Source organism: Pseudarthrobacter adonitolis (genome assembly GCF_055412845.1).
On record NZ_JBVAYW010000015.1, the window covers coordinates 1 to 15,955 of the forward strand.

The window sequence follows — 15,955 nt, forward strand, 5'->3', positions numbered from 1 at the left end:
AATGGACGGTGGACAGCAGGGAACGCATGGCGTCCACGGCAGCGCCGTCGGCCTTGTTTTTGTCGCCGAATCCTACCCAGTGGCCACCGGCAATGGCGGCCGCTTCGGTCACGCGAACGAGTTCCAGCGCCAGGTTCCGGTCGGGTTCGTCGTCCCCCACGGCCAGCGCCGGGGACAGAGTTGAATAGCGGGTTGATCTGGAAGCGTCAGACATAGCGACCTCATTCTTGAACGGTAGTGGGGATGCGTGGCGGTCAGCGTGCGGCGGATCTGTGTTCCGGTGGTGGCGGGGCCGTTGCCGGAAGCCTTGGCAACACTGGAGCGCCCGGCCATCGGGCCGGCTCGGGGCGCGCAGGTGGCGGCCCGCAGCCGCCACCTGCACGGGATAGGCTCCCGGCCGCCGCCGCTGTCTGGCGGGGGCGATGGGCCCTATTTCACATCCTCGTCTACCCAGTCCATGGACTTGGTGACGGCCTTTTTCCAGAGCCGGAGCTGGCGGAAACGCTCGGCGTCGTCCATTTTCGGTGTCCAGCGCTTGTCCTCGCCCCAGTTGGCGGTGAGCTCTCCAAGGTCTTTCCAGAAGCCGATGGCCAGGCCAGCTGCGTAGGCGGCGCCGAGCGCCGTGGTTTCAACGATCCTGGGCCGTACCACGGCGACTCCGAGGATGTCGGCTTGGAACTGCATGAGGGCCTCGTTGGCGACCATGCCGCCGTCGACCTTCAGCTCGGTTAGCGACACGCCGCTGTCCGCGTTGACGGCCGCCAGCACCTCGCGGGTCTGGAACGCGGTCGCTTCCAGTGCCGCCCGGGCAATGTGGGCCCTGGTGACAAAACGGGTCAGTCCGACCAAGGCGCCCCTGGCATCCGGACGCCAGTAGGGTGCGAAGAGGCCGGAGAACGCCGGTACGAAGTAGGCGCCGCCGTTGTCCGGCACTGACGCGGCCAGGGCCTCAACCTCTGGGGCGGAATCGATCAGGCCCAGATTGTCCCGCAGCCACTGGATCAGCGATCCGGTGACGGCAATGGAACCTTCCAGCGCGTAATGCGGCTTCGCATTGCCCAGCTTGTAGCCGAGCGTGGTCAACAGGCCGTTGCTCGAATGAACGATCTCCTCGCCCGTGTTGAAGATCAGGAAGCACCCGGTGCCATAGGTATTTTTGGCCTCGCCCTTGCCGAACGCGGCCTGGCCGAAGGTGGCAGCCTGCTGGTCCCCAAGGATTCCGGCCACAGGAACTCCGCGCAGCAGCTGCGAGTGGTGGACGGTGCCGTAGACCTCGGAAGAGGACCTGATTTCGGGCATCATGGACCTGGGTACATCAAACTCCTCAAGGATGCTGTTGTCCCATTGCAGTGTTTCCAGGTCCATGAACAGGGTCCGGGACGCGTTGGTGACGTCGGTGATGTGAATGCCGCCATCGGTGCTGCCGCCGGTCAGGTTCCAGGTCACCCAGGAGTCGGTGGTGCCGAAGAGCAGGTCCCCTGCTTCGGCCTTGGCCCGCGCACCCTGGACGTTGTCCAGGATCCATTTGATCTTGGTGCCGGAGAAGTACGTGGCCAGCGGCAGCCCGACCTGCTTCTTGAAACGGTCCACACCGCCGTACCTTGCCAGCTCGTCCACGATGTCCTGGGTGCGGGTATCCTGCCACACGATGGCGTTATACACCGGACGCCCCGTCGTCTTGTCCCAGACGACGGCGGTCTCGCGCTGGTTGGTGATGCCCACGGCGGCGATGTCGTGGCTGGTCAGGTTTGCCTTGGACAGGGCTGAGCCGATGACCTCGCGGATGTTGTCCCAGATTTCGACGGGGTCGTGTTCGACCCAGCCGGCCTGGGGAAAGATTTGTTCGTGTTCTTTCTGGCCGCTGGAGACGATATTGCCGTTGTGGTCAAAAACGATGGCACGGCTGCTGGTCGTGCCCTGATCGATTGCGATTACATACTGCTTCATCATGACTTCCTTGTCTTAGTGAATGACGGTGTTCGGGTGGCGCGACGGTTACGGTGCGGCGGTGAATACAATGGGCGCGGCGGCGGCAGCGATGCCGGCCAGTCCTCCGCCGGCCAGGGGACCGACGACGGGAATCCACGAGTAGGACCAGTCGCTCTTGCCCTTGCCCTTGATCGGGAGCAATGCGTGTGCGATGCGTGGTCCGAGGTCACGGGCCGGGTTGATGGCGTAGCCGGTGGGGCCGCCGAGGGAAACACCGATGCCGACCACCAGCAGGGCCACCGCCAGCGGTCCGAGTCCGGAGGGCGTGCCACCGAAGGTCAGGATGACGAAGACCAGGACGAAGGTGCCAATGATTTCGGTAACGAGATTCCAGCCGGTGGAGCGGATGGCCGGGCCGGTGGAGAACACCGCCAGTTTGCTGACTGCCAGGGGCTCCGCGTCGAAGTGCTGCTTGTGCGCCAGCCAGCAGACCACGGCGCCCAGGAAGGCGCCGGTCAGTTCGCCGCCGAAATAGGTGATGGTCGACAGGAAATCAACCGGGATGCCGGGGACGAATTCCTTCTTGCCGTTGAGGATCAGGCCCAACGTGACGGCCGGGTTGAGGTGGGCGCCTGATTTGGCTGCGATGAACACACCGGCGAAGACGGCGATGCCCCAGCCCCAGGTGACCATCAGAAACCCGCCGTTGTTTCCCTTCGTTCCTTTCAGGGCAACGTTGGCGACGACACCGCAGCCGAGCAGCGTCAGCATCGCTGTGCCGAATACTTCGGACAGGAAGATAATTCCAAGAGACATTATTGACTCCTCATATTGTTCTGTTTGTGGCCGGTCTCGGGTGATGACCGGCGGTCAGGGGCGGGTGCGCCAGGCCTCGTTCCGCCCACCCGGTCCCCTGTACTGGTCCGGATCGTACTGGTCCGAATCCGCGCCAAAGCAGCGGTCCGGCCTTTAATGCGTGGCCTTGCTGTGAGTCAGGAAATCTGGCTTTCTACCGGGACCCCGTGGAAACGCTGCAGCACGTCTTGTGCGTGCGTGATTTCCTGCGTGACCCTGGCCGTATCCCAGCCGAGCGGTCCCGCGAGGGCCTGGGCCAGCTCGGTGAGGAGTTCGGCGGTGACCAGGCCCCGGAAGGCCAGGGACGTGCGCCGGATGAGGACATCGATCAGGTGTCCGATCTGCTCGTGCCGGACCATGAACTCGATTTCGCGCAGGCTCAGCTCGCGGGTCGAGCTCAGGACGCGGTCCTCGCCGGCGGTGAGGTATGTGATGACGTCGGTTGCACGGGTGCCGTAGCGGGTCAGCAGTCCTTCGACACGGACGGAGTCCAAATCATCGGACACGTGCCCTGTGATCCAGGCCTGCACATCAGTCTCGGTGGGCGGGAAGTCCGCTCCGCCGCCGATGGGAAGCTTGGCGGTGGAGATGCTCCGTTTGTGACCAAGGATCGCCAGGACATCGTTGGTCACATGCTCGGACAGGGCCCGGAAGGTTGTCCATTTGCCCCCGACAAGACTCAGGACCGGAACGTTGGTGCCGGCGATTTCACGGTCGCGGCGTTCAATGCGGTAATCGCGGGAGACGAACCCGGGGTGCTCGGCTTCATCACGCGGGAGCGGGCGCACCCCGGCGAAGCTGTACACGATGCTCTCCCGGGTGATCGTGATATCAGGAAAGACGTGTTTGATCAGGTCGAAGAAGTATGTGATCTCCTCGTCGGTGCAGACGGCGTCCTCGTCCATGTCGGCGCGGATGTCCGTGGTGCCGACCAGGACACGGTCCCCCATGGGGTAAATCAGGACGATTCTGCCGTCCGTGTGTTCAAAGAAGATTTCGCTGCCCTGGCAGGCATCGGACAGTGCGGGGTGATCCAGCACGATATGGGATCCCTTGGTCCCTCCCATAAACAGGGAAGGCGAGCCCAGCGCCTCATTGGTCAGGTCGACCCAGGCCCCGGTCGTGTTCACAATCACGTCGGCCGCGAAGGAGAACGTCTCACCCGTGAGTTCGTCACGGAGCCGGACCCCTTCGTCGCCGATGCCGGTGACGCTGACGTAATTGGCGGCGCGGGCCGTGCCATTGCCGCAGCCGGCGGCCTTCTGTCCGTCCTGGAGGACATCCAGTGTGAGCCGTTCAGGGTTGTGCACGGACGCGTCAAAGTACGTGGCCGTATATTTCACGCCCGGATTGAGATGAGGAAGTTCCGCCAAGGCCTTGGCTCGCCCCTTGAACTCGTGCCGCGGGACGGAGCCGCCGGCCCGGGAGAACGAGTCATACAGGCTCAGCCCGATCTTGATCAGGAAGGCCCCCCGCTCCTTAGGTGCGCCGTGCTGTTTGTGCGTCAGGAACCTCAGCGGGGCGGCCAGCACGCCGGAAAAGGTGCTGAAGATTGGAATCGTGGTTTTCAGCGGCTTGACATAGTGCGGGGCAAGCCTGAGGAGCCGGTTGCGTTCGGTGACCGATTCCTTGACGAGGCGGAATTCGCCGTTTTCAAGGTAGCGGATCCCGCCGTGGATCATATGGGACGAGGCGCCGCTCGCACCCTGGCAGTAGTCCCCCCGTTCCACCAGGGCCACATCCACGCCTTGCAGCGCCAGGTCCCGGAAAGTGCCGACCCCGTTGATGCCCCCGCCGATGATCAGCACCTTCGCCCAGGGGCGTTCACGCAGACTCTCAACCGTCGTGCGGGAAGAGGCCGGACTGTGGTCACCGGTGGATTCATGCTTGCTCAAACGTTGCTCCCTTGCAGCTTTTTCTTCGCGCCCTGGGGCGTCTTCCCGTTCATTCTTGGAACAAGGCGGGAATATGTTCAAGCCTTCTGCACAAACGTGCACAACCGAGGATGCTGGCCGTTTCCCCTCCGCGGGGCCGCGGTGGGGTGTCGCGGCACGGCCGCTGGCCCCCGGAAACCGGGGGATTTTTCCGCGCGGCACGGATGTATTGCCTGCGGAGCTGAAGCCATCGCCCAGGCACCTGCCAACCTCCCCTCTTGACGGGCTGGACTAATCCGGATTGAGTTCCGGACGAACATGCACGTTGTCCCGGCGCCGGACACCCCGTATCACCGCATCGCCGTCGTCGCCCGGCACCTTCCGGACCTGGCATCGTGCGCCCCCGTTGTCACCACCGATCCGCCCCAAAAACGACACCGGTTCTTGCGGTGCGAATTTTCGCAGGACCCTTCAGCGACAGAGCCCGGTCACGCTGCGACCAACTGATGCCGGAGGATGTCGCGAAATCGTTCGTTCGCAAGACACTTCAGGGGGTGTGCGGGCAGCCACTGTGGATGTTAGCTCTTTCGTGGCGGTGTTCTGTGCTCGCTTGATGGCGCCCTTCCTGCGGGTTGGGAAAGCGCGATTAGTCGGTGAGTGCTCGTGATTGTCTGTAGAACGTTGCTCGGGACATCCCGAGATCCCGGGCCACCTGGGCAGCGGGTTCGCCGCCTTCGACCAGACGTCCGACGCTGCGAATCTGACTGTCGGTAATCCGCAGAGGTCTGCCGCCTAAGTCCTTGCCGGCCTCTCTGCGTTTTGCTGATGGAGTCTGTGACGCGTTCGCGTTTAATCTCATGTTCCATTTGCGCGAGAGTGGCCATGATCGTGAATAACATCGAGCCCATAGGTGTTGTCGTGTCCATGTCTCCTCCGCCAAGGCTCAAAACGCGAAGACCAGCGCCCCGGCCACGCAACTCGTCTCCGAAAACAAGCATGTTCTGGGTAGATCGCCCAAGCCGATCCAGCGTCGAAATCACAAGCGTGTCACCGTCAACGAGTGCCTCTAGCGCCCGATTGAACTGGGGCCGCGACGCTCTGCTCCGGACACTCCATGATCCACGTAGAGGTCGTCACGTCGTACGCCGGCCGCCAGGAGGTCCGCCTCCGGCCGGTCAGTGGACTGCTGCCGCGTCGAACCGCGTGCGTAGAGACATTAGTAAGTGCCCTTATGGATTTCGATCTAGACTTAATCATGGACACGATCCCGGCGGTTTTCCTCGTCATCGGAGCAGCGTTCGCCTGGCTGGGCGTGACGGTAGTCGTTATCCTCCGGTCCCGGCGCCGTAGGAGTGGATCGACGCGGGTACGTTCAGCAGCGCTTCCCACTGACCAGGTTCACCACCGTACCGGCATGCGCGGGCGCCGCTTCCGTCGGATCGCGGACCAGAACACTGAAACTCCGGCGAGACGACGCAGTCTGAAAATCAGGAAGGTCCGCCGGTAAAAGACTGGCAATAATCAGGTGGAAGGCAACGAAGCATTGAGGCGAGAGTGGTCGCCTCGCATCCCATCCTCCTTGCGGACAAGCCACTCGCTGAGGAAGACACCGTTGAGCCCCGGCTGGTCAAGATGTGCGTTGTGGCCGGCCCGGTCGAGAACCGCAAATCGTGGATTGGGCGTAGTGGCCGGAGCGCGCGATCTGGTCCTGAAGGGCCACCACGTCGTCTTGTCGTCCGGAGCTACGAAACACGCCTCCACCGCGGAGGATCTTCTTTGAGAACTTAGCGCGCCGCGCGGGAGCTACGCGCAGGCTGAAAGTAATCGGTCAGGAACCCGGCAAGGACACTGGCCAGGATCACCCCGGTGGCCGGCAGGAGCGTCACCGGGCCGACGAACTCGCGGATGTCGATTCTGACGAGAACCGTCAGGAGGACCACGAGGAGGACATAGGCGAGCGCTATTGCCAGGCCGACGGCCGTGATGATGCTCCCCGCGTCCGCCGCTTCTTCTTGGGAAACTGCTTTGCGTACTCTTCGCCTCTGCCAAATTCGGCTTCCGCGGCAGTCCCGGCGGTGGCCTCATGCGCCCGCACCTCATCAAGTACGTCGGCGATCTCAGGTTCCGACAACCCACGCAATCTGAGGTTGAAGGTCAGGTTGCGCTCGTAGCCCATGGTTGTCCTGTCGGTTTGGTCGGATTCGGTGACGGCCTGGCGGCGCCATCAGGCGACCGTCGGCACCCGGCCCAAGCGCCGCCGTCGTGATTTTGCGGTCTTTCACCGCGTCAGGACACGCGGCGGAATTCGCCTGGACGGAGCTGGACATGGATGGGCAGCACCAGCTGGATGTGGGTGTCGCCGATGGGCTTGTCGAGCAGCTCATTGATGGAGGTCTGCCCTTCCAACTCGCTGTGCTGGTTTTTGCCCATGTATCGAGCTTATGTGCGCCACGGCGGAGTGAATCCAAAGACACGGGGCATCCCCGCTGTGAGCATTCCCCTTCGGGACGAAAATCAGGGCTGGCCGGTCGGCATGAGCTTGTATGCATATCTGGCGTCCCGGCCACCGGCCGGGCTCATTCTCACGTCTGCTCCCTCAGTGGGCAGCAGCACCGGCGCCCTGAACACCTGCCCGTCGCACGGGACCTGCACGGGGGCGAGAACTTCAGTACCTGCCGCGGTGGACACCGACAGCTCGGCCCCCGTTGGTCCTTCGCAGACGAAGTGGAGTTCGTACTGGCCGGGTTCGGCCATCAGCGTCCCGGTGGTTGGTGTGTTCGCTCTGTTGGCACCACTCAACTCGCCGGGCAAATGCGGTCGCAGCTGCTTCGATGACCACTCTCCGAAATCCGCCATCTCTGAGGCGCGCGGGTCTGCGTTCGTCTCCACCTTGACGCCCGTTGCGGCCGGCCTACCCGTCGGCGGGACCGCGCTGATGGTGACGGGCCCGCCGGGGTGCCTCATGAACCGGTCCAGCGGGGCGTCGCACTCAAAGCGCGATGCCTCCGGTATGCCGTCAGCCTTCACAATGGTGAGCTTGGCCCCGTAAACCCCGGCACATGCACCCATGACCATATAGTCCCCCGGCGCCAGAACAAGGGAAAGCTTCCCGGCGGGCTCCGCTTCGGACGGCATGCCGGAATCCGATGCCGGTGCCCCGAGCAGACGCACCACTTCATCGGCGTTTTCCTCGAAGGACCGGGGCTGGGGTGTTGCTGCCAGCGAGGATGGTTGAGCCGGCCGCTCATCCAGGCCACTGTACTCACAGCCCGCAAGCGGAATGACGAGAGCGGCCACAACCAGCAGGACTCTTCCGCGCCGAGTCTGCATCCCCCAATGAGCTGACATGCCCCCGAGTCTATGGCCTCCGGTCTGCGGCAGTGCCAGTATGTGGATTCACCGAAGGTGCCCCACAGCGGGCAGTAGGGACGCCCGCATGGATGGCGACGCCGGCACCGTCACCATCGAGCATCCGACCCCTACCTAGGGGCCGGACCCGGGTGGCATGATGGGCGCATGAGCCGAGTCACGTGCGACCTGACCATCTCCCTTGACGGATTCCTCGCCGGCCCGAACCAAAGCCAGGCGGACCCCTTGGGCGAGGGCGGAGAGCTCCTGCACCGGTGGATGTTCGAAGAACCCGAGTCCAATGCGGCCGCGATCGAAGGCATCCTCGCCGCCGGCGCCTACATCATGGGACGGAACATGTTCGCGGGGCCCGGGGCGTGGGATGAGGACTGGCGGGGATGGTGGGGTGAGGAGCCGCCCTATCACGCACCCGTGTTCGTACTCACCCATCACCCACGCGATCCCCTGGAAATGCAGGGCGGCACCACGTTCAACTTCGTTTCAGATGGGATCGAATCGGCGCTGGCCCAGGCCCGGAAGGCCGCCGCCAGCAAGGACGTGGCCATCGCCGGCGGAGCGCAGACCGCCCAGCAATACTTGTCGGCGGGGCTGATCGACGAGCTCCGGCTCCACACCGCGCCCATGATCCTGGGCGCGGGCGAACGGCTGCTCGACGGCGTCACGAACCTCAAGCTTGAGCCGACGGAAGTGAGCGGCACCAGCCTCGTCACCCACGTCCGCTACCGGGTGATCCGCTGAAAAGCTGATGCTCAATCCGCATCAGATACACCCGTGAATACCGGTAGCTTGCGGAGTAGCTTTCGAACGAATAGCTCCCCGAAATCGACGGATTCGGCGCTCCTCGTCGTAATCCGAGTTCTGGCTCGATGCGGGTTGACTCTCTCGCGGAGCGGTCGCAGCCCCGCCATGGACCACGATTCCACGGCGAGAAAAGTAGGCCCGTAGGGTGTGCCGCCCCTCACCGGATACTTCACCGTACGGGTCTTACGGGACGGTGTTTTGGCCGGACTTAGGCAGAACGGGCCGCTTCGATAATTGAAGGTGCCCCTTATGATGGCTGCTATGCCTCATATCCTTCTGACGGGGATGTCCGGTGTAGGTAAATCGACATTGCTCGTTGAGCTTGCGCGCCGCGGGCATACAACAATCGATACGGATTACGACGGCTGGACCCTTCCTAGCGGTACCTGGGATGAGCCTCGAATGTCGGCAGCCCTCGCAGAGCAGGCGGCAATCGTGGTCTCAGCCACGGTGGAAAACCAAGGTGCCTTCTACGATCGGTTCGAGCACATTGTTCTTCTCAGCGCACCCGTAGACGTTCTGATCGAGCGCCTTTCAGCTCGCGACAACAACCCCTATGGCAAGTCCTCGGAAGACCAGGCAGAGGTTCGGCGCTATGTCGTCCACGTCGAACCCCTGCTTCGCATGGGGGCAACCCTCGAACTCGATGCCCGCCGATCAGTATCTGAACTGGCGCACGAAATTGAACGTTTGGCTCCGAACTCGACAAGACCCAGGGGACGCTTGGGGATCCTTCAACCCGCCAGGTATCGCTTAGGTGCCGCATGAGGCAGGTGGTCTATTGGGGCTGCGAACCAGTGGTGCATCCTGCATCCGTGGTCAGCGGTTTTCGACACCCCACGCTTAGTCCCCTGGTCAGGCGTTGGCCTTCCGCTTGACCCAGCCCCACACGCCCGTAGCGACAAACAGGACGAGGCCGATGATTGCCAGCCAAATAAGGCCCTTCACGGCAAAGCCAATGATCGAAAGAACAAGCCAGATGACCAGAAGCGCAATTATTAGTCCCATAGCGGCATCCTACGCCCGCCGGACCCGGCCATGCTTTCCCTCATCAAACGCAGTCCCCTCCAGAAGAACAGATGCGTCTATGACGCGGACTCGTTCAGGTGTGCATCCCGGACGTCCGATGGTGTTGCGCCCTGAATGACCCAGCGGTTGCCATCCGGGTCAGCAAAGTATGAGAACTGCACTCCGCCCATGTCCTGTATTTCGCTGACATCGGCGCCCCGGCGGGCGAGCTCGGCACGGACCGCCAAAATGTCGGGTACGACAAGCTGCAGCCCCTCGAGGCTGCCAGGCGTCATGCTCGTCATTCCCGTACCTATGACTATCGAGGCAGCAGAACCTGGCGGCGTCAGCTGCACGACTCGCATTCCAGGGATGTGCTCCACATCGTGGTCAAGGACAAAGCCCAGCTTCTCCGTATAGAACGACTTCGACCTGTCGACATCGGCCACCGGTACTTGCACAACTTCAAGGCGCATCTCCATGGCCTCACAGTACCCCCGCCGGACGTACTGTATGCAACGAACGCTCAATAGCGGCTTGCCTAGACGAACCTTGGGTGAAGCTTCTGACCCAACGTCAGTTCCGACCACAACCACGGGCTGAGACAGGCTCGATCAGGACGATAGGCTCAAACCACGCCGCGGCTCCTCGACGGGACAATCAAACCAGGCTCGGCTGGCTCGACAGGATGTAATCCACGGCGGCCGGGCCGGTCATGCCCAGCCCCGGCCTGAAGTAGCGGCCTGCGTCGAGCTGGCGCCGATCATGCCCTCTCTGCGCCATCGCGGCCCAGAACACACGCGGCGTACCAGGATTGAGCCGGTTTAGGAAGCACCAGCTGACGTAGACACCGTACATTTCGTCCTCGGTGAGCCCGGAAGCCTCCTCTGGCTCGACGGTGATGCAGTCAGCAAGGAAACGTGTGTACTTCGAGTCGGTCATCGGAAACCCTTCGCCTGCCGGAATCATTCATGACAGCGCCTCTCCCAGGCGGGAGACATCGCTTCTGACGGGAATTCGTAGCCACTGATGCACGCGGATTGGTCATATTCCAGCAGGTAGGGGGAACAATCCGGGACTGGGGTCGGACCGCGGATGTCCGCGCGGTGCTGGACCGGCACGAGGCGGCAGGCACGATGGACTCCGACGAATTCCAGGAAGCCGCGATGGAGTTCTATCGTCGGCACGTCTGCCGGCTGGATCCGTGGCCGGATCTTGTGGTGCGGACTTTTAGCCAGCTAAACCAGGCGATCTACGAGCGATGCAGGGGCCGAGCGAGTTTCAGATCACGGGCATCCACAAGGACTATGACATTACCGGTCGCCTGGGTGAACTAACGGTTCCCACACTGTTCCTGTGCGGCCGCTACGACGAGATGCGGCCGGAGGACACGGCCTGGTACCACAGCCTGGTGCCGGGATCGGAGCTGGTCATCTTCGAGGAGAGCAGCCATGTGCCCCATCTCGAGGAACCTGAGCTCTACCTGCAGGTGCTGCGCGATTTCCTGCACCGGGCGGAACAGACACCCGCGGAAACGCCCTCCCAGGTTCAACGGAGCTGACGCTACATCACCATCCCGTCCATCGCCGGCGGCGTGAGGGCCACGCTCAGCGCGATCACGGCCAGTGACGGTAAAGAGTCCCAGCGGACCCGGGATGCCGTCGAAGTCCATGCCAAAAGGTCAGAGTGTGCCGGCGCCCTTCCGATCCGGAACTCCGGCGCAAAGCCGAACATCGCGTTCTTCACCGTGGTCACGCCGCTGTCGGGTCCCGGCAGCGGTTCGAACGTCAGCGTCACACGCCCCGCCACTGAGCCGACGGAGTGTCGCCGTCGGAGCCCAGCAATACTTGTCGGCGGGGCTGATCGACGAGCTCCGGCTCCACACCGCGCCCATGATCCTGGGCGCGGGCGAACGGCTGCTCGACGGCGTCACGAACCTCAAGCTTGAGCCGACGGAAGTGAGCGGCACCAGCCTCGTCACCCACGTCCGCTACCGGGTGATCCGCTAACGCTCGGGGCCACCAGGAAACGGCGGACCCGTCGATTACACTCGTGTGATGCCTGTTCTTATCGCTCCGGACGTCAGCTATCACGCCTCCTGGCTGGAAGGATCCGCGGAATTTGACGGCGCCCACCGGGACGGCGGGGGCCCGGAGGACTGGTCGTTGGAAGAACTCAAAGATGCCCAGACGTTCCGCCACGTTGTCGATGCCCTCGTCAACGATGCCCTGCCGGAGAGCCCGCGCAAGCCGGGGCACGTGCCCTGCACGTACTTATGGATAGTGGAGGGTGACACGTTCCTTGGCTCGCTGGCCATCAGGCACGAGCTGAACGATTTCCTCCTCCAGGAGGGCGGGCACATCGGCTACAGCGTGAGGCCTTCTGCCAGGCGTCGCGGCCACGCCGCTGCCGCTTTGGCCGACGCCCTGCCGATGGCCCGGAAACTGGGAATCGCCCGGGTTCTTCTCACCTGCGACGAGCATAACGCGGGCTCCCGGGCGACCATCGAGAAGAACGGCGGCGTCTGCGAGGATACGCGCAACGGCAAGCGACGCTACTGGATCAATACCGTCTGAAAGATTGAACGCAGCCTGCACACGTGCGGGATTACGAGGGAGAGTCCGAGTGCGGGCCACGCCCGGAGGAGATCCGCACCATGCGGATCTCGCGCACACCGTCCTCCACACTCACGGTCCCGTCCGCCACGAACCCGTGCTTGCGTTAGAACGCCTGCGCCCGGAGATTCGGATCGACCACCCAGAGCGCTGCCGAATCGTCAGGTCCGACGACGGCATCCAGGAGGCGGCTCCGGCACCGGTCCCATGCTCAGCCGCGACTACGTACAACACGTACAGCTGCGTGCCCCACAGCGACTCGGAGCTCTGCGAGGGCCCCGCCATCTGCGGCCTGCGCAGCGACGACGAACCGCCGCCGCCATGGCGGCGGGTGCAGCGACAGTGGAGGCCCGTCACGGCTGTGCGTTGAGCTGTTGGATGAACTCGTCCGCTTGGGCCTGGTTCCGGGCCATTTTGGCCCGCCGTTGGACGGCCTCCTCCAAGAAATCCGAGAGCCTCGCCCGGCCTTCCTTTGGAACCTCATGGCCCTGACCTGCGGAGAGGATGCCGAGGATTTCGGCCATTTCCTCCAGCGAGAACCCCAAAGGCTTCATCGGGTTGATCACCATGAGACGGTCGAAGTCATCCTACGAATAAACACGGAAGCCACCATCGGTGCGGGCCATGCCCGGCAACAGCCTGACTTCGTCGTAGACCCATGGCGCGACCCAGCTACACAGCGCGCTCTATCTGACCGAGGCGTTCAAGAAACGTCCGCGCGAGGGCCAAGGCCAGCGCCCGTCAGTGCCCGTCAGGTCGACTTCACGGCACGCTGGGTGTCAGGGACGGATGTTGTTGGATGCTTCCACATGCTGTACGCCACGGGCAGCATGGCCACGAGAGCGGCGACACCGTGGACGTAGAACTGGACGGCGGACAGCGGGACAACGCGCGACAGGGCCATGACGAGCAGCGCCACGACGACGACCCAGGTAAGCCAAGGGCTCAGCAGTCCGCTACGCCAGACACTGATGGCAAAGCCGACCATCCCGACAGCAAATATGACCGCCGCGGCGATCAGCAGCGGGATGAACCATGGGAGCAGGGCATCTTGAGCCGCCCCGACGTCTCCGCCCGCTTCACTCGCGGCGAGCGGTGCGAATTCCATTGCTGGCAGCATCGCGTACAGCGTGCTGCCGATGATGACGAAGGGCAGCGCGGCGGCGCTCCAGCGGTCTTCGCCTAGACCATGCAGGTGACTCCTGACCGCGAGGAATGCCACGGCCAGGCCTGCTGAGGCGACTCCCGACGCCAAGTGCACAACCCCCCAGCGCGTCGGGTCGGCGGTGACCTCCGCGACCAACGCATCGATGTTCGGCGGTAGGCCGGGCAGGTACGGGTGGTAACTGAGAGCGGCGAGCAGGATCACTGGCGCGATCGCCACGACGCCTGCGCGAAGCGAATGCTGGGTCTGGATAGACATGAGGAGCCTCCTGCAGCAGGTGCCACGCCGGGCTCCCTCCCACCGGAGTCGCGGTTCTGGAAACTCAGTATATGCCCGTGAGTCATGGGGCGATGTGGGCGCCACTCGCCGGTTCCTGGAGGGTGCACCACATCGCCGGTTCCTGGAGGGTGCACCACATCGCCGGTTCCGGATTCCGACGGCCGTCCGGTGATGGCTGGCCTCACCCGAGCGGCCAATGTAGTAAGTGGCCTTATGATTTTAGGTATACATTGCCGCAGCGCACCGGAAGGAACGGGTATGTTGGCGGAATCGCCGAGCTCCATCAGAATTGACGTGGTTGGCGGACGTTACCGGCTGGGTGAGGTGATCGGCCGCGGCGGCATGTCGTCCGTCTACCGTGCAAGGGATGAGAATCTGGGTCGGGACGTGGCTTTGAAGCTCTTCGCACCCCAGGCCCCCGATGCAGACGAGTTGAAACGCCAGGCAGCTGAAGTCACGCTGCTGGCGACGCTGAACCATCCCAGCCTCGTGACATTGTTCGATGTCGGTATCGACGCACGTATCCCGGATGAGCCCCGGCCGTTCCTGACGATGGAACTGGTCGAGGGACGGGATCTGCGCAGCCGGATCAGGCACAGTGAAGTCCCCTTGGCCGAGCTCGCCGTCATAGGAGCCGGCATCGCTGACGCACTGGCCTACGTCCACGGACTCGGCATCCTCCACCGCGATATCAAGCCGGGCAACATCCTCTTGGTGCAGACCCGACCCGGGGAGCCACTGCGGGCCAAGGTCGCAGACTTCGGCATAGCACGAATCGCCGACGCAACACGCCTTACCGTTACGGGAGCAATGGTGGGCACCGCGGCGTACCTCAGCCCCGAACAGGCCATGGGCTCCCCGCTCGCCCCTGCCACAGACATCTATTCGCTGGGCCTGGTCCTGCTCGAATGCATCAAGCAGACAATGGAGTACCCCGGCAGCGCGGTTGAATCTGCCGTGGCCAGGCTGCACCGCGCGCCCAAAATTCCAGCGGATCTCCCTGCCGAGTGGGCCGACCTGATCCGCTCGATGACGGCAATCGAGCCGCTGGAACGCCCGACAGCTGCGGACATCGAGACGGCGCTGCGGCAGGCCCTTGTCTCGCCGACATCCACTCCCGGCGAACTTACACCGGAAACCACGCGTGTGCTGCCGGCCATGCCGTTCAGGACACCGTCGGTCACAGCAGAATCGCCCTCCCCTAATCTGCAGGCCAGGCCAACCAACGAAGGCCCCAACGGCGGGTATTCCGCCAACGCCGGCCAGTCAAGGCTGGCGCCCGGAGAAGATCAGCCCAGCCGCCCCCCGGGAACGCGCCGACGGAGGTCATCCCGTGCGGGACAGAAGGTGCGGCTCCCGGTGGTAGCCACCCTGATCCTTCTTGCGCTGGCAGGCGGGGCCGCGGCACTCACAGCGGGCCAGGCCCCAGAGTCCACATCCGGCGTCGTGCCTTATCCTGCGGTCACCGGCACGCTCGGTGACCACCTCGTGGAACTTCAGAGGAGTGTGGAACCATGACCCCGTTTCAGTCCAAGAACCAACGCACCGGAGCACGGGGAGCCGGCCTTGCCGCCGCCCTGGCGCTGGCCGCCTCGCTCGCTGGTTGCGGCCTGGCCGATACCGGCATGCAGCGCGACACCGCCCACGAGCTCCAGGAACTCGTGCTCGGCGTGAGCCAGGCAGCGGCCGCCAACGATCACACGGCCGCGCTCAGGACCTTGGACAGCCTGGAAGCGGACGTGGCGACTGCAGCCGGCAACGGCCAGGTTTCCGAGGAACGGCGCCGGAGCATCATGACCAGCATCACCGCCGTCAGGACCGACCTCAATGCCGCCGTAGAAGCCGCCGCAGCGGCAGCGAAAGCAGCTGAAGAAGCAGTGGCTGCCGCGGCAGAAGCGGAGAAGACCAAGGCCGACGCGGAAGCCGCCGCGCAGGCCGCCCAGGAAGACACTGCGCCCGTCGTGCCGGCACCTGTACCGGCACCAGCCCCTGCACCGGAACAGGGAAAAGGCACCGAGGGCAGAGGCAAAAACAAGAACGGCTGACCCGGGAAGGGCACC

At 63.8% G+C, this 15,955-nt stretch carries 20 protein-coding genes and 2 pseudogenes; 7 read left to right on the plus strand and 15 right to left on the minus strand.

Annotated features, from left to right (window positions below; all coding sequences use genetic code 11):
* The 9 genes and pseudogenes from ACZYZ4_RS14175 to ACZYZ4_RS14215 all read right to left on the minus strand — a co-directional run.
* Nucleotides 1–214: fructose-bisphosphatase class II (locus ACZYZ4_RS14175; RefSeq protein WP_463861879.1), on the minus strand; the 214-nt coding region annotated here is incomplete at its 3' end.
* Between the two features lie 215 nt (nucleotides 215–429).
* Nucleotides 430–1,947 (minus strand): glycerol kinase GlpK, encoded by a 1,518-nt coding sequence (gene glpK / locus ACZYZ4_RS14180; protein ID WP_463862011.1) that lies wholly within the window; start codon nucleotides 1,945–1,947, stop codon nucleotides 430–432.
* Nucleotides 1,948–1,995: 48 nt separating this feature from the next.
* The gene (locus tag ACZYZ4_RS14185) at nucleotides 1,996–2,745 is read right to left on the minus strand and encodes an MIP/aquaporin family protein (RefSeq protein WP_463861881.1); all 750 of its coding nucleotides are present in this window, start codon (nucleotides 2,743–2,745) and stop codon (nucleotides 1,996–1,998) included.
* A 176-nt stretch (nucleotides 2,746–2,921) separates the two neighbouring features.
* A complete protein-coding gene (locus tag ACZYZ4_RS14190; protein WP_463861883.1) occupies nucleotides 2,922–4,679 on the minus strand; it encodes a glycerol-3-phosphate dehydrogenase/oxidase in 1,758 nt (585 codons plus the stop codon).
* Nucleotides 4,680–5,304: 625 nt separating this feature from the next.
* Nucleotides 5,305–5,868 (minus strand): annotated as a pseudogene (locus tag ACZYZ4_RS14195) (recombinase family protein); the annotation flags it as partial.
* Nucleotides 5,869–6,442: 574 nt separating this feature from the next.
* Nucleotides 6,443–6,598, minus strand: coding sequence for a hypothetical protein (locus ACZYZ4_RS14200; RefSeq protein ID WP_463861885.1), 156 nt, complete (start codon nucleotides 6,596–6,598; stop codon nucleotides 6,443–6,445).
* A gap of 20 nt (nucleotides 6,599–6,618) precedes the next feature.
* Nucleotides 6,619–6,834 (minus strand): hypothetical protein, encoded by a 216-nt coding sequence (locus ACZYZ4_RS14205; RefSeq protein WP_463861887.1) that lies wholly within the window; start codon nucleotides 6,832–6,834, stop codon nucleotides 6,619–6,621.
* A gap of 110 nt (nucleotides 6,835–6,944) precedes the next feature.
* Nucleotides 6,945–7,088 (minus strand): hypothetical protein, encoded by a 144-nt coding sequence (locus ACZYZ4_RS14210; protein WP_156380336.1) that lies wholly within the window; start codon nucleotides 7,086–7,088, stop codon nucleotides 6,945–6,947.
* Nucleotides 7,089–7,172: 84 nt separating this feature from the next.
* Nucleotides 7,173–8,006, minus strand: a complete 834-nt coding sequence (locus tag ACZYZ4_RS14215; RefSeq protein ID WP_463861889.1) for a hypothetical protein — start codon at nucleotides 8,004–8,006, stop codon at nucleotides 7,173–7,175.
* Nucleotides 8,007–8,174: 168 nt separating this feature from the next.
* On the opposite strand from ACZYZ4_RS14215, the gene ACZYZ4_RS14220 reads away from it, so the two are divergent.
* Together ACZYZ4_RS14220 and ACZYZ4_RS14225 are read left to right on the plus strand one after the other, a co-directional pair.
* Nucleotides 8,175–8,765, plus strand: a complete 591-nt coding sequence (locus ACZYZ4_RS14220; RefSeq protein ID WP_463861890.1) for a dihydrofolate reductase family protein — start codon at nucleotides 8,175–8,177, stop codon at nucleotides 8,763–8,765.
* Between the two features lie 324 nt (nucleotides 8,766–9,089).
* Entirely contained in the window at nucleotides 9,090–9,596 is a 507-nt protein-coding gene (locus tag ACZYZ4_RS14225) for an AAA family ATPase (protein WP_463861892.1), read from the plus strand.
* Nucleotides 9,597–9,683: 87 nt separating this feature from the next.
* Here the strand turns inward: ACZYZ4_RS14225 and ACZYZ4_RS14230 are convergent, their stop codons facing one another.
* The 3 genes from ACZYZ4_RS14230 to ACZYZ4_RS14240 all read right to left on the minus strand — a co-directional run bounded on the left by ACZYZ4_RS14230 (nucleotide 9,684) and on the right by ACZYZ4_RS14240 (nucleotide 10,778).
* Entirely contained in the window at nucleotides 9,684–9,836 is a 153-nt protein-coding gene (locus ACZYZ4_RS14230; RefSeq protein WP_463861894.1) for an LPXTG cell wall anchor domain-containing protein, read from the minus strand.
* A 77-nt stretch (nucleotides 9,837–9,913) separates the two neighbouring features.
* On the minus strand, nucleotides 9,914–10,318 hold the full coding sequence (locus tag ACZYZ4_RS14235) for a VOC family protein (protein ID WP_463861896.1): 405 nt from the start codon (nucleotides 10,316–10,318) through the stop codon (nucleotides 9,914–9,916).
* Between the two features lie 178 nt (nucleotides 10,319–10,496).
* Entirely contained in the window at nucleotides 10,497–10,778 is a 282-nt protein-coding gene (locus ACZYZ4_RS14240) for a hypothetical protein (RefSeq protein WP_463861897.1), read from the minus strand.
* A gap of 319 nt (nucleotides 10,779–11,097) precedes the next feature.
* Here ACZYZ4_RS14240 and ACZYZ4_RS14245 point away from each other — a divergent pair, with 319 nt between their 5' ends.
* Nucleotides 11,098–11,397: an alpha/beta hydrolase family protein gene (locus ACZYZ4_RS14245; RefSeq protein ID WP_463861899.1), complete on the plus strand. Its 300-nt coding sequence runs from the start codon at nucleotides 11,098–11,100 to the stop codon at nucleotides 11,395–11,397.
* A gap of 2 nt (nucleotides 11,398–11,399) precedes the next feature.
* Here ACZYZ4_RS14245 and ACZYZ4_RS14250 read toward each other — a convergent pair whose 3' ends face one another.
* Nucleotides 11,400–11,633: a hypothetical protein gene (locus ACZYZ4_RS14250; protein ID WP_463862021.1), complete on the minus strand. Its 234-nt coding sequence runs from the start codon at nucleotides 11,631–11,633 to the stop codon at nucleotides 11,400–11,402.
* Nucleotides 11,634–11,656: 23 nt separating this feature from the next.
* Between ACZYZ4_RS14250 and ACZYZ4_RS14255 the strand changes: the two are divergent.
* Both ACZYZ4_RS14255 and ACZYZ4_RS14260 read left to right on the plus strand, forming a co-directional pair.
* Nucleotides 11,657–11,845, plus strand: a pseudogene (locus ACZYZ4_RS14255) (dihydrofolate reductase family protein); the annotation flags it as partial.
* A gap of 48 nt (nucleotides 11,846–11,893) precedes the next feature.
* On the plus strand, nucleotides 11,894–12,412 hold the full coding sequence (locus ACZYZ4_RS14260) for a GNAT family N-acetyltransferase (RefSeq protein ID WP_463861901.1): 519 nt from the start codon (nucleotides 11,894–11,896) through the stop codon (nucleotides 12,410–12,412).
* A gap of 392 nt (nucleotides 12,413–12,804) precedes the next feature.
* Here ACZYZ4_RS14260 and ACZYZ4_RS14265 read toward each other — a convergent pair whose 3' ends face one another.
* Complete coding sequence (locus ACZYZ4_RS14265) at nucleotides 12,805–13,020, minus strand: MerR family transcriptional regulator (RefSeq protein ID WP_463861903.1); 216 nt, start codon at nucleotides 13,018–13,020, stop codon at nucleotides 12,805–12,807.
* A 182-nt stretch (nucleotides 13,021–13,202) separates the two neighbouring features.
* Nucleotides 13,203–13,874, minus strand: a complete 672-nt coding sequence (locus ACZYZ4_RS14270) for a hypothetical protein (RefSeq protein ID WP_463861905.1) — start codon at nucleotides 13,872–13,874, stop codon at nucleotides 13,203–13,205.
* 279 nt (nucleotides 13,875–14,153) lie between these two features.
* Between ACZYZ4_RS14270 and ACZYZ4_RS14275 the strand changes: the two genes are divergently transcribed.
* Both ACZYZ4_RS14275 and ACZYZ4_RS14280 read left to right on the plus strand, forming a co-directional pair.
* Nucleotides 14,154–15,413, plus strand: a complete 1,260-nt coding sequence (locus tag ACZYZ4_RS14275) for a serine/threonine-protein kinase (RefSeq protein WP_463861906.1) — start codon at nucleotides 14,154–14,156, stop codon at nucleotides 15,411–15,413.
* The gene (locus ACZYZ4_RS14280) at nucleotides 15,410–15,940 is read left to right on the plus strand and encodes a hypothetical protein (RefSeq protein WP_463861907.1); all 531 of its coding nucleotides are present in this window, start codon (nucleotides 15,410–15,412) and stop codon (nucleotides 15,938–15,940) included. Before ACZYZ4_RS14275 ends, ACZYZ4_RS14280 begins: the two co-directional genes overlap by 4 nt.
* Nucleotides 15,941–15,955 lie beyond the last annotated feature (15 nt).

Coding starts and splice junctions, on each gene's coding strand:
- ACZYZ4_RS14230 (WP_463861894.1), bottom strand. CDS start 9,836: ATGGGACTAATAATTGCGCTTCTGGTCATCTGGCTTGTTCTTTCGATC.
- ACZYZ4_RS14265 (WP_463861903.1), bottom strand. CDS start 13,020: ATGGTGATCAACCCGATGAAGCCTTTGGGGTTCTCGCTGGAGGAAATG.
- ACZYZ4_RS14270 (WP_463861905.1), bottom strand. CDS start 13,874: ATGTCTATCCAGACCCAGCATTCGCTTCGCGCAGGCGTCGTGGCGATC.
- ACZYZ4_RS14245 (WP_463861899.1), top strand. CDS start 11,098: ATGCAGGGGCCGAGCGAGTTTCAGATCACGGGCATCCACAAGGACTAT.
- ACZYZ4_RS14225 (WP_463861892.1), top strand. CDS start 9,090: ATGCCTCATATCCTTCTGACGGGGATGTCCGGTGTAGGTAAATCGACA.
- ACZYZ4_RS14205 (WP_463861887.1), bottom strand. CDS start 6,834: ATGGGCTACGAGCGCAACCTGACCTTCAACCTCAGATTGCGTGGGTTG.
- ACZYZ4_RS14235 (WP_463861896.1), bottom strand. CDS start 10,318: ATGGAGATGCGCCTTGAAGTTGTGCAAGTACCGGTGGCCGATGTCGAC.
- ACZYZ4_RS14185 (WP_463861881.1), bottom strand. CDS start 2,745: ATGTCTCTTGGAATTATCTTCCTGTCCGAAGTATTCGGCACAGCGATG.
- ACZYZ4_RS14210 (WP_156380336.1), bottom strand. CDS start 7,088: ATGGGCAAAAACCAGCACAGCGAGTTGGAAGGGCAGACCTCCATCAAT.
- ACZYZ4_RS14275 (WP_463861906.1), top strand. CDS start 14,154: ATGTTGGCGGAATCGCCGAGCTCCATCAGAATTGACGTGGTTGGCGGA.
- ACZYZ4_RS14260 (WP_463861901.1), top strand. CDS start 11,894: ATGCCTGTTCTTATCGCTCCGGACGTCAGCTATCACGCCTCCTGGCTG.
- ACZYZ4_RS14215 (WP_463861889.1), bottom strand. CDS start 8,006: ATGTCAGCTCATTGGGGGATGCAGACTCGGCGCGGAAGAGTCCTGCTG.
- ACZYZ4_RS14280 (WP_463861907.1), top strand. CDS start 15,410: ATGACCCCGTTTCAGTCCAAGAACCAACGCACCGGAGCACGGGGAGCC.
- ACZYZ4_RS14240 (WP_463861897.1), bottom strand. CDS start 10,778: ATGACCGACTCGAAGTACACACGTTTCCTTGCTGACTGCATCACCGTC.
- ACZYZ4_RS14220 (WP_463861890.1), top strand. CDS start 8,175: ATGAGCCGAGTCACGTGCGACCTGACCATCTCCCTTGACGGATTCCTC.
- glpK (WP_463862011.1), bottom strand. CDS start 1,947: ATGAAGCAGTATGTAATCGCAATCGATCAGGGCACGACCAGCAGCCGT.